The organism is Meridianimarinicoccus sp. MJW13 (assembly GCF_014901205.1).
In the GTDB taxonomy this organism is placed as follows: domain Bacteria; phylum Pseudomonadota; class Alphaproteobacteria; order Rhodobacterales; family Rhodobacteraceae; genus Meridianimarinicoccus.
In genome coordinates this window covers 594,319-606,231 of sequence record NZ_JACNMU010000001.1, presented here as the reverse complement: position 1 = coordinate 606,231, position 11,913 = coordinate 594,319, and the positions used below count along the sequence as shown (strand labels likewise).

Annotated in this window: 7 protein-coding genes; 5 read left to right on the top strand and 2 right to left on the bottom strand. The window is 63.0% G+C overall.

All coding sequences use genetic code 11. The features are described from left to right. Positions 1-131: 131 nt before the first annotated feature. Positions 132-764: a hypothetical protein gene (locus tag H8B03_RS02910; RefSeq protein ID WP_193140076.1), complete on the top strand. Its 633-nt coding sequence runs from the start codon at positions 132-134 to the stop codon at positions 762-764. 409 nt (positions 765-1,173) lie between these two features. On the opposite strand, the gene carB is transcribed toward H8B03_RS02910, so the two are convergent. Then, positions 1,174-4,494 (bottom strand): carbamoyl-phosphate synthase large subunit, encoded by a 3,321-nt coding sequence (carB, locus tag H8B03_RS02905; protein ID WP_193140074.1) that lies wholly within the window; start codon positions 4,492-4,494, stop codon positions 1,174-1,176. Between the two features lie 273 nt (positions 4,495-4,767). On the opposite strand from carB, the gene H8B03_RS02900 reads away from it, so the two are divergent. From H8B03_RS02900 to aspS, 3 genes are all read left to right on the top strand, one after another. Next, the gene (locus H8B03_RS02900; protein WP_193140072.1) at positions 4,768-5,880 is read left to right on the top strand and encodes an aminodeoxychorismate synthase component I; all 1,113 of its coding nucleotides are present in this window, start codon (positions 4,768-4,770) and stop codon (positions 5,878-5,880) included. Beyond that, positions 5,847-6,488, top strand: a complete 642-nt coding sequence (locus H8B03_RS02895) for an aminotransferase class IV family protein (RefSeq protein WP_193140070.1) — start codon at positions 5,847-5,849, stop codon at positions 6,486-6,488. Before H8B03_RS02900 ends, H8B03_RS02895 begins: the two co-directional genes overlap by 34 nt. 124 nt (positions 6,489-6,612) lie before the next feature. Beyond that, a complete protein-coding gene (gene aspS / locus H8B03_RS02890) occupies positions 6,613-8,607 on the top strand; it encodes an aspartate--tRNA ligase (protein WP_193140068.1) in 1,995 nt (664 codons plus the stop codon). Between the two features lie 3 nt (positions 8,608-8,610). On the opposite strand, the gene H8B03_RS02885 is transcribed toward aspS, so the two are convergent. Next, the gene (locus H8B03_RS02885; protein ID WP_193140066.1) at positions 8,611-10,461 is read right to left on the bottom strand and encodes a pentapeptide repeat-containing protein; all 1,851 of its coding nucleotides are present in this window, start codon (positions 10,459-10,461) and stop codon (positions 8,611-8,613) included. Positions 10,462-10,601: 140 nt separating this feature from the next. On the opposite strand from H8B03_RS02885, the gene H8B03_RS02880 reads away from it, so the two are divergent. Then, the gene (locus H8B03_RS02880) at positions 10,602-11,912 is read left to right on the top strand and encodes a flagellar hook protein FlgE (RefSeq protein WP_193140064.1); all 1,311 of its coding nucleotides are present in this window, start codon (positions 10,602-10,604) and stop codon (positions 11,910-11,912) included. Position 11,913 lies beyond the last annotated feature (1 nt).

The following is an 11,913-nucleotide window of genomic DNA, read 5'->3' as shown; positions in this document are numbered from 1 at the left end:
GGAAGAAAGGCTCAAGACGCGCCATTTGCACGTCAGTCAGCCAGAAAAGATCAGACATGTTCACCGCTCGTTTTTGAGCCGTGAATCACGCCAGCAAACGGAAATCAATGGGTCCTGACCCTAGGCAAGCTATGGAAAGCCAAGCGGACGAGTTTGAGGCTCGCGTTAGAATTTCCCGTGAAGTAGAATCGAAATTGTTTCCAGATGGTATGATGGCAAAGGGAATATCGAATGAGGGATTTATAGCGGAATGCGACAAAAGAAAACTTCTTGTGGATGCTAAAGTTCGGCGCCAGATGTGGGAGCGCGGATTTTTGCCTCCGAGCTTTCTGAGAATGCCTCCATTTATCTTTGCGAAGGCGTTCATTCACGCATTGGATTTGTTTGACAAATTTCTGGGGGACATAGCGAAAGACCCAGGCGCACCAACTACTGTAAATGACATTCACGAGAATTTTGGCGTTTCTCTTCCCGATTTGCGAGGAATTCGCAACTCAATTCAGCATGCCGAAGACCGATCCAAGGGCGAGCACTATGGAAGGAAAATAGATCTGAAGGAGGTTGATAAATCCAAAATCGGTATTGAAGGTGCCGTTCTCGTAAACAAGGGCTTGAAGGGTAATAAATTTGGCACGACGATGTCTGATGGCCACTACGGTGCAATAGACGTGTCAGTGCAAACTATCGACGTCCTGCGCAACACACTACTCGAGGTCTACTCGGCTTTCGAATGGAAAGGCGGGGAAATGCTCTATCCTATCTAAGGGGCAGCTTCAGATAGGTTTCTGCTCCCAACCTGAAGCTACCCCAAAGCTATAGGGCCCAAACGCTCGCAATCACCTGCGCATAGCTGCCGTCGATACATGATGCAGCATCGGTTACTTGGACCCAAAGCCGCCATCAGAGTGTTTCTGCCGGACGCCGGCCTGACCGCGGTGAGCGGTCGTTGCTGTGGCTCATTCCATTCTTTGCGACATGGCGATTCGGGATGGCAGGAAAATTGACCATGTGCGGTACTGTTGAATCAGAACGAACTTGCCGAGGGTCTCAGACGAATGGGCTTTTTTTCTGCCTGCGAGACCGGGCAGATATGAGGTTGCCAGAGCGTACGTGAGAGCATTCACAAAAAAGGCCGCCCCGAAGGGCGGCTTTTCCAATCTTGGGTAGTAGGACTCACGCCTCTTGCAGCGACCGGACCTCGAAGCCTTTTTCCCCGCGCGCCTTCATCGCCAGCGCGGCGGCGTGGCTGGCGGCGAGCGTGGTGAAATAGGGGATGCGGTCCATCAGGGCGACGTTGCGCATCGAGCGGCTGTCTTCCACCGCCTGCGCGCCCTCGGTGGTGTTCATCACCAGCGCGATCTTGCCGTCCTTCATCACGTCCACGATGTTCGGGCGGCCTTCATAGACCTTGTTGACGATCTGGCTGTCGATGCCGGCCTCGGCCAGGAAGGCGGTGGTGCCGCGCGTGGCGAGGATGTCGAAGCCGGTGTCGACCAGCGCCTGTGCCGCCTCGATCAGCTGCGGGGTCTTGTCGGACTCCTTGATCGACAGGAACACGGTGCCGCCTTCCGGCAGGATGGTTCCGGCGCCAAGCTGCGCCTTCAGGAAGGCGGTGTGGAAGTCGGGGTCGGCGCCCATGACCTCGCCGGTGGAGCGCATTTCCGGCCCCAGCAGCGTGTCGACACCCGGGAAGCGGGCGAAGGGCAGCACCGCCTCTTTCACCGCGAAGCGGTCATTCGGCATTTCCTTCAGGTCGAAGTCCGACAACTTCTCGCCCGCCATCAGGCGGGAAGCGATGGCGGCGATGGGACTGCCGACGGCCTTGGCCACGAAGGGCACGGTGCGCGAGGCGCGGGGGTTGACCTCGATCAGGTAGATGGTGCCGTCCTTGACCGCGAATTGCACGTTCATCAGGCCGACGACTTTCAGGGCCAGGGCCAGCGCCTCGGTCTGGCGGCGCAGTTCTGCGAGGATCTCGTCGCTCAGCGAATAGGGCGGCAGCGAGCAGGCGCTGTCGCCCGAATGCACGCCGGCCTCTTCGATGTGCTGCATGATGCCGGCCACATGCACGGTCTCGCCGTCGCACAGGGCATCGACGTCGATTTCCACCGCACCGGAGAGGTAGCTGTCGAGCAGCACCGGGCTGTCGCCCGACACCACCACGGCCTCGGCGATGTAGCGTTCCAGCTGCGCCATGTCGCGCACGATCTCCATCGCCCGGCCGCCCAGCACATAGGACGGGCGGATCACCAGCGGAAAGCCGATGTCCCCGGCGATGGCCAGCGCCTGCGCGTCGGTCGAGGCGATGCCGTTCTTGGGCTGGGCGAGGCCCAGCTTGGTGACCAGCGCCTGGAAGCGTTCGCGGTCCTCGGCCAGGTCAATGGCGTCCGGCGTGGTGCCAAGGATCGGGATGCCCGCCTCTTCCAGCGCATTGGCCAGTTTCAGCGGGGTCTGGCCGCCGAACTGCACGATGACCCCGTGCAGGGTGCCCTTCATCTGCTCGATCCGCAGGATTTCCATCACGTGTTCGAAGGTCAGCGGTTCGAAATACAGCCGGTCCGAGGTGTCATAGTCGGTGGAGACGGTTTCGGGGTTGCAGTTGACCATGATGGTTTCATAGCCAGCCTCGGTCAGCGCGAAACAGGCGTGGCAACAGCAATAGTCGAACTCGATCCCCTGCCCGATCCGGTTCGGACCGCCACCCAGGATGACCACCTTCCTGGCGTCGGTGGGGCGGGATTCGCATTCCACCTCACCCATGACCGGGGTTTCGTAGGTGGAGTACATATAGGGGGTCTGGGCCTCGAACTCGGCGGCGCAGGTGTCGATGCGTTTGAACACCGCGTGCACGCCAAGATGCTGGCGAGCGCGGCGGACGTTGTCCTCGTCGCGGCCGGTGAGTTTGCCGAGGCGGGCGTCGGAAAAGCCCAGCATCTTGACCTGGCGCAGGCCCTCTTCGGTGACCGGCAGGCCGTCGCGGCGCAGGGTGGCCTCGGCGCCGATGATCTCGCGGATGCGGGCCAAGAACCACGGGTCGAAGGCGGTGATCTGCTGGATCTCGTCGTCCGAGAAGCCAAAGCGCATGGCCTGGGCGATGACCCGGATGCGGTCCGGGGTCTGTTCGGCCAGGGCGCGGGTGACGGCCTTGTCGATGGCCATCTGGGCGTCGGCGTCCCCCCCCACGAGGATCTGCGCAATCACCGGATCATCCTTGCTGTCGGCAGTGGTGATGCGGTCGGCGGGGGGCACGCCCTCGATATGGATCTCGTCAAAGCCGGTCAGCCCGGTTTCCATCGAAGCCAGCGCCTTTTGCATCGATTCGTGGAAGGTGCGGCCGATGGCCATGGCCTCGCCCACCGATTTCATGGCGGTGGTCAGATTCGGCTTCGAGCCGGGGAACTTCTCGAAGGCAAAGCGCGGGATCTTGGTGACCACATAGTCGATGGTCGGCTCGAAGCTGGCGGGCGTCACCTTGGTGATGTCGTTGTCCAACTCGTCCAGCGTGTAGCCCACGGCGAGCTTGGCGGCGATCTTGGCGATGGGGAAGCCGGTGGCCTTGGAGGCCAGCGCCGATGACCGCGACACCCGCGGGTTCATCTCGATCACCACCATGCGCCCGTCTTCGGGGTTGATCGCCCATTGCACGTTCGAGCCGCCGGTCTCGACCCCGATCTCGCGCAGCACGGCGATGGAGCCGTTGCGCATGATCTGGTATTCCTTGTCGGTCAGGGTCAGCGCCGGGGCGACGGTGATGCTGTCGCCGGTGTGCACACCCATGGGATCGACGTTTTCGATGGCGCAGACGATGATGGCGTTGTCGGCGCGGTCGCGCACCACTTCCATCTCGAATTCCTTCCAGCCCAGAAGCGACTCGTCGATCAGGATCTGGGTGACGGGCGAGGCATCGAGCCCGGTCCGGCAGTAGTATTCATAGTCTTCGCGGTTGTAGGCCACGCCGCCGCCGGTGCCGCCCAACGTGAAGGCGGGGCGGATGATCGCGGGCAGGCCGATGTCCTCCAGCGCCGCCATGCATTCTTCCATGGTGTTGGCGATGGTGGCGCGCGGGTTTTCAAGGCCGATCCGGTCCATGGCTTCGCGGAACAGCTTGCGATCCTCGGCCATCTCGATGGCGGCGCGGTTGGCGCCGATCAGTTCCACGTTGTACTTGTGCAGCACGCCCATGTCGGCCAACGCCAGCGAGGTGTTCAGCCCGGTCTGGCCGCCCATGGTGGGCAACAGCGCGTCGGGGCGTTCCTTCTCGATGATCTTGGCGACGGTTTCGGGGGTGATCGGCTCGATGTAGGTGGCATCGGCCAGCCCCGGATCGGTCATGATCGTCGCCGGGTTGGAATTGACCAGGATGACCCGGTAGCCTTCCTCGCGCAGGGCCTTGCAGGCCTGGGCGCCGGAATAGTCGAACTCGCAGGCCTGTCCGATGACGATGGGACCCGCTCCGATGATCATGATCGACTGGATATCGGTTCTCTTCGGCATGTCGGTGTCCCTTTATGTCCCACGAGTCGGGCGCCCCGCTGCGCCCAAATCCTCGCGGGTTATAGACAAGGCCAGACCCGGCGCAAGGGCACGCGTGCGGTTTTTCCCGTGCGGCAGGGGTGTGGCTGCGCGCGGGCCGCACGGGGCGGGGGGACGCAGCCGCCGCCGGAGCGACGGCGGCAGGGCCGGATCAGGCAGATGGATGTCGCTTGACCGTTGTCGGGCGGGGCCACCAGGCGCTATAGCCCAAGGCGTGCGGGGCAGGGGAACCGGGTGCGAGACATCATTTTCGATCACGGGCCGGAGGGCGGTGCGGCAGGGTTTGCCGATCCGATCCGGCTGATCTTGGCAACGACGGCCGAAGCCGTGCCAGCGGCCCTGGCGGCGCTGGATGCGGCGCGGGCGGCGGGGTTCTGGCTGGCGGGTTATGCCAGTTATGAGCTGGGCTATGCGCTTGAGGCGCGGCTGGCGCCCCGGATGCCGGGGCATCGCCGCCTGCCGCTGCTGTGTTTCGGGGTATTCGCCGGGCCGCAGGCCGCCCCGGTGCTGACGCCGGGCGCACGGCTGGGCCGGTTGGTGCCGACGTGGGACGCGGCCCGCTATGCGGCGGCCTTTGACCGGTTGCACGGGCTGATCGGGGCCGGCGATCTGTATCAGGCCAATCTGACCTTCCCGATGCAGGCCGAGGTAGAGGGCGACAGCGGCGCGCTTTATGCCGCGCTGGCCGCTGCGCAGCCGGTGGGCCATGGTGTGCTGGTGCGGCAGGAGGGCCTGCCCGACTTGCTCAGCCGTTCGCCCGAGTTGTTCTTTCGCACCGATGCCGAAGGGCGGATCGAGACAAGACCGATGAAGGGCACCCAGCCGCGCCACGCGGATCCGGGGGCCGATGCGGCGGCGCGGGCCTTCCTGATGGCCGACGAGAAAAACCTGGCCGAGAACCTGATGATCGTGGACCTTTTGCGCAATGACATCAGCCGGGTGTCGCGGCCCGGTTCAGTGCATGTGCCCGAGCTGTTCGCGGTGGAAACCTATGCCACGGTGCACCAGATGGTGTCGCGGGTGGCTGCGGAGCTGTTGCCGGACTGCGGTCTGGGCGCAATCCTGCGGGCGCTGTTTCCCTGCGGGTCGGTGACCGGCGCCCCTAAGCTGCGCGCGATGGAGGTTCTGGCCGATCTGGAACCCGAACCGCGCGAGATCTATTGCGGTACCATCGGCTGGGCCGCACCGGACGGGCGGTCCGAGTTCAACGTGGCCATCCGCACCCTGATGGTGGAAAACGGGCAGGCCACCCTGAACGTCGGCGGCGGCGTGGTCTGGGACAGCACCGCCGCGTCGGAATACGAGGAAGCCCTGTGGAAAGCCCGTTTCGCCCGGAACTCGACGTGAACCTGATCGAAACCTTCCGCTGGGAGCCCGGCGAAGATGTGCGGCGGCAGGCGGCGCATCTGGACCGTCTGGCGGGGTCGGCCGCGGTGCTGGGGTTTGCCTTTGATCGCGCCGCCGCAAGTGCGCGGCTGGCCGGGATCGCCGGGGACGGGCCGCTGCGCTGTCGCCTGTCTTTGGCGCAGGACGGGGCATTGGACCTGACCACGGTGCCGCTGCCGCCAACCCCGCCGGAATGGCGGGTGGCGCTGTCGGACGTGCGCCTGCCCTCGGGCGATCCGCTGCTGCGCCACAAGACCACCCGCCGCGATCTGTACGATGCAGCGCGCGCGGCGATGCCGGCAGGTGTGGATGAGGTGATCCTGTGCAACGAGCGGGGCGAGATGTGCGAAGGCGCCATCACCAACCTGTTCGTGACGCTGGACGGCGTGCGCCTGACCCCGCCGCTGGCCTGCGGGCTGCTTCCAGGGGTGTTGCGCGCCGAAATGCTGGCGCAGGGGACGGCGCGCGAGGCGGTGCTGACGCCAAAGGATTTGGCGCGCGCCACCCGGATCGAGATGGGCAATTCCCTGCGCGGATTGATCCCGGCGCGGCTGCTGCGCCCCGGATAGACCCGCCGACCTTCGGTTTTCCGCCCCGTTTGCCCCTGCGACAGGCCGAACCCGCCCGCCTGCCCTTGACTTCGCGCCCTGCGCGCGGTGTATCGGCGCGGACCATTCAGCCCGAGGAACCGCCATGCACGCCTATCGCAGCCAGACCTGCGCCGACCTGAACAAGAGCCACGTGGGCCAGACCGTCCGCCTGTCGGGCTGGGTTCACCGCGTGCGTGACCACGGCGGCGTGCTGTTCATCGACCTGCGCGACCATTACGGCGTGACCCAGATCCTGTGCGACGGCGACAGTCCGGCCTTTGCCGAGCTTGAAAAGGTCCGCAGCGAATGGTGCATCCGCATCGACGGCACCGTGAAGGCCCGCGACGAGAGCCTGATCAACCCCAAGCTGCCCACCGGCGAGATCGAGGTCTATGTCCGCGAACTGGAAGTGCTGGGTGCCGCCGACGAGCTGCCGCTGATGGTCTTTGGCGACCAGGAGTATCCCGAGGAAACCCGGCTGAAGTACCGCTACCTCGACCTGCGCCGCGAGAAGCTGCAGGACAACATGCTGCTGCGCTCCAACGTGGTCGCCTCGATGCGCAAGCGGATGTGGGACAAGGGCTTCAACGAATTCCAGACCCCGATCATCACGGCATCCAGCCCCGAGGGCGCGCGCGATTTCCTGGTGCCCAGCCGCCTTCATCCGGGCCGCTTCTATGCATTGCCGCAGGCGCCGCAGCTGTTCAAGCAGCTGATCATGGTGTCGGGCTTCGACAAGTATTTCCAGATCGCGCCGTGTTTCCGCGATGAAGACCCGCGCGCCGACCGCTCGCCCACCGATTTCTACCAGCTAGACATGGAGATGTCCTTTGTCACCCAGCAGGATGTGTTCGACACCATCTCGCCGGTGATCGCGGGGGTGTTCGAGGAATTCGGCGGCGGCCGCAAGGTCGATGCGGCGGCGGACTGGCCGCAGATCAGCTATCGCGATGCGGCGCTGTGGTACGGCACCGACAAGCCCGATCTGCGCAACCCGATCAAGATGCAGGTCGTGTCCGAGCATTTCGCCGGCTCGGGCTTTGCCATCTTCGCCAAGCTGCTGGAGCAGGACGGCACCGAGATCCGCGCCATCCCGGCCCCCAAGGGCGGCAGCCGCAAGTTCTGCGACCGGATGAACAAATTCGCGCAGGAACAAGGGCTGCCCGGCATGGGCTATATCTTCTGGCGACAAAGAACCGGGGCAGATGTAATCGGTGAAGAGATAAAGAAGTGGATTTCTAGTGCATCCGTTAATGCGGCGGAATTCGAGGCCCATGCCCGTGTAATGAAACAGCTAAACGCTGATGACGAGCTTGAAAAAATTGAGAAAATTAGATCTTTGATCGAAAGCGGTGACGCGTTGGATCGTTTGGAAGCCGGACGCATGCAGCGTGTTTTCTTTCCGGATATTGGCGACCCTGAAGCTGCCGGTCCGCTGGCCAAGAACATCGGCCCCGAGCGCACCGAGGCGATCCGCCAGCAACTGGGGCTTGGGGTCGGCGATGCGGCCTTCTTCCTAGGTGGCAAGCCCAAGGCGTTCGAGGCTGTTGCCGGCCGCGCCCGTACCGTCATCGGCGACGAATTGGGCCTGACCGACACGGGCCGCTTCGCCTTTGCCTGGATTGTCGATTTCCCGATCTACGAGAAGGACGAGGAAACCGGCGAGATCGATTTCGAACACAACCCCTTTTCCATGCCGCAGGGCGGGATGGAGGCGCTGAAGGGCGATCCGCTCAAGGTGCTGGGCTATCAGTACGATCTGGCCTGCAACGGCTATGAGCTGGTGTCCGGCGCGATCCGGAACCACAAGCCCGAGATCATGTTCCGCGCCTTCGAGATTGCCGGCTATGGCAAGGACGAGGTCGAGAAACGCTTCGGCGGTCTGGCCACCGCGTTCAAATACGGCGCGCCCCCCCACGGCGGCTGCGCGGCGGGCATCGACCGCATCGTGATGCTGCTGGCCGACCAGCAGAACATCCGCGAGGTCATCATGTTCCCGATGAACCAGCGCGCCGAAGACCTGATGATGGACGCCCCCAGCCTGCCCACGAACGAGCAGCTGCGCGACCTGCACCTGCGGGTGATCGAGGAAGACTGACGCCTACTCGGACGCGGCAGGGACGGCGTCCGGGTCCACCGGTTCGACCGGTTGATTTTCGGGGAGGGCGAGCCAATCTTCGACGGGCATCCCTGCCTGCTGCCACGGCGGCGGGCGGTCCACGGGCCACGGCGTGCCGGTTTTCATCGGCACGGTGCCGGGGGCGCAGAAAAAGCCATTGGCCGGGTCGCGGATGCGTTTCTTCGAAAGGCCTCGATTGGCGTAGATTGCGGCTCGGGACTCGGATCCCGGCGGATCAGTGGTCCAACAGGACGGCACGAACAGCTTTGCTCGCCCGTCCGGCATTTCCGGCAGCAAGGTGGCGGCATTGCCGATCAGCGACATCAAGCGGGATTGATCAAGGCCAAGACCCCCACGAAAATCTGTAGAATGAGCCGCGATTCCAATAATCACTGAATCAGTCCAGTTTACCGATCTGAGATCTGCCCAGCGAAGGTCTACCCGTTCTAAACGTGCCCCGCAGAAGTCTGCGCCCTCCATCTGTACCTTACAAAGTTTGGCCCCTGTTAACTGTGTCCAACGGAGATCGGTGCCCTGCATTTGTGTTGCGCTAAGGTCCGCTCCGTCTAATCCTGCACCACTAAGGTCAGCCCCCTTAAACTGCGCCCCACTGAGGTTGGCTCCTTGCAGTCGCGTGGACTGGAATTCCGCTCCCTGCGCTTTCGCGTCTATGAGGGCCGTTGCCTCCATCCGCGAACTACTGAACATTGCGCCTTGCATTTTGGCATTGCTGAAGACCGTCCCCTCCAAATTTGCAGAATCGAAGTCTGTTTCCTGTAATCGTGCCTCATTAAGTAATGCACTCTGCATCCGAATTCCTCGGAGGACCGCTCGTTTCATTCGAGCCTTGCGGAGGTCCGCTCCTTCCAAATGAACAGTGTCAAAATCAAGCCCATTTAGGTACGCGGCGCTAAGGACGGCTCCTTGCAATTTAGTTTCTCGGAGGACTACCCCCTCCAGCCGCGCCTCGATGAGGATCGCCCCTTCCATCCGGGCGCTAGTGAAATCCGCCATGCGAAAGTCCTGATGCGCCAGTTGTGCCGCCTGAAGGTTGGCCCCGCGCAGGTCGAGGCGATAGCCGTCCTCTTGGCCCGGACGCACATCGGCCCGTTCCACCTGAAACTGCACCTCGTCGCGGGAGCCAAGCACTTCCAGCGCTGTCTGAATATCCGTGCGAGGTTTTGGCAGAGTTGAAATCCAGTTCTTCAGTGCTTCTGCGCGTTCTGAACGCCATTTTACACGTTCACGTAGATCGGATTGTTTCGGTGCCGACGGAAACTCTGGCCACGGTCCCAGCTCCGACTCCGACGGTGGTTGCGCGTTTGAATTTTCGCGCACATAGGCGCAGAGGATCTTCATGATGCGGATATGGTCGGCCGCGCCCTGTTCGGTGCCCAGATGTGCTTGGATGCGGGCGATGCGCTCTAACTGGTAGATCGCGCCGATGCGGACTTCGAGGTTGGGTTCTGTCACCTCATCCCCGCCCCGCTTGACGGTCTTTTCAGCCCCCAGCCCCTCCACCGCCTTGTTGATCAGGTCAGTAGTCAGGTTCTCCTGCGCGATATCGGCCTGCCGCTGGTGAACCACCGCCCGCCAGACGATGACCGGAAAACCGATCACCGCCGCCAATGCCAGGCCGACATCGCGGATATTCTCATCGCGACTGAAGTCCGTAAGCAGGAACACGAAGTGCGCCAAGAGCAGCAGCAGGATCAGCGCGACGATCACGACTGCGATATTTCCGGCAAGGCCGACGAACCGTCGCGACGCGGCAAATTCCAGCGGGCGTTTCCAGCCCATGGCGACCAGCAGGTCAAATTTCTTTCGGTGCAATGCAGTCCCCTGACGTGGTCCGGGTGAAAATCAATTGCTCCCATGGTAAATGACTCAAACTTGATCTGTTAAGCCTGAATTAGCCCTGCGGCCCTAAGGCTGGTGCCGAAGACCAGTTTCTGACGCAGAAAGGCACAGGCGTGACGATTTCCTCTTCTTTGAATGCCGGGGTCATGGGCCTGTCGGCCAATGCCAGCAAGCTGGCCGTGATCTCGGACAATATCGCCAATGCCGGGACCTATGGCTACAAGCGGTCGGTGGCGGATTTCCATTCGATGGTGATCGGCAGTTCCGACAACGCCTATTCGGCGGGCGGGGTGCGGATGACGCATCAGCGGCTGGTGGACGAACGTGGGGCGCTGATCGGCACCAGCAATTCCACCGATATCGCGGTGCGCGGGCGCGGCTTCTTCCCGGTCACCGACGCGGCGTCGGTCAATGTCTCCAACGGCGATCTGCCGATGATGCTGCAGACCACCGGCTCCTTCCGCACCGACGAGGAAGGCTATCTGAAAAGCCAGACCGGGCAGGTGCTGATGGGCTGGCCGGCGCTGGCCGATGGCACCATCCCCAACTATCCGCGCGACACCGTCGACGGGCTGGAGCCGGTGCAGATCAACATCAACCAGTTCGCCGGAGAGCCGACAACGCGGATGACGCTGGGCGTGAACCTGCCCGCGACCTCGACCAAGCCCGGCGCGGCGGGCGATACCGAGATCCTGTCGGTGGAGTATTTCGACAACCTCGGCACCTCGGAAAACCTGAACGTGACCTTCACGCCGGTGGTGCCGGCGGCGGGCTCGACCGTGGCCACCAACACCTGGACGCTGGAATTGCGCGACACCGGGTCGAACGGGGCGGTGATCGGCGAATACCAGATGACCTTCCACGACACCCGGACCGGTGGTGGCACCCTGGCTTCGGTCACAGCGATCTCGGGCGGGGCCTACAACCCGGCCACAGGCGAGGTCTCGGTGAATGTGGCCAGCGGGCCGCTGGACATCAACATCGGCCAGCTGAACAACCCTGACGGCATCACCCAGCTTTCCGACAGTTTCGCACCGGTGGCGATCACCAAGGATGGCTCGCCCGTGGGCAACATCATCGAGATCGACATCGACGCCAACGGCATGGTCAACGCGCTGTATGACATCGGGATTTCGCGCACCGTCTATCAGATCCCGCTGGTGGACATGCCAAATCCCAACGGGCTGATCGCGCTGGACAACCAGTCCTACGCCATTTCGAACGAAAGCGGGTCGTACTTCCTGTGGGATGCGGGCGACGGGCCGACCGGGGACATCGTGAACTACGCCCGCGAGGAATCGACCACCGATGTGGCCTCGGAACTGACCGAGCTGATCCAGACCCAGCGCGCCTATACCTCGAACGCCAAGGTCATCCAGACCGTGGACGAGATGCTGCAGGAAACCACCAACATCAAGCGCTGAG

What these genes read in the sequence shown, in the direction of transcription:
- carB (WP_193140074.1), bottom strand. Translation starts at nt 4,494, where the DNA reads ATGCCGAAGAGAACCGATATCCAGTCGATCATGATCATCGGAGCGGGT.
- H8B03_RS02910 (WP_193140076.1), top strand. Translation starts at nt 132, where the DNA reads ATGGAAAGCCAAGCGGACGAGTTTGAGGCTCGCGTTAGAATTTCCCGT.
- aspS (WP_193140068.1), top strand. Translation starts at nt 6,613, where the DNA reads ATGCACGCCTATCGCAGCCAGACCTGCGCCGACCTGAACAAGAGCCAC.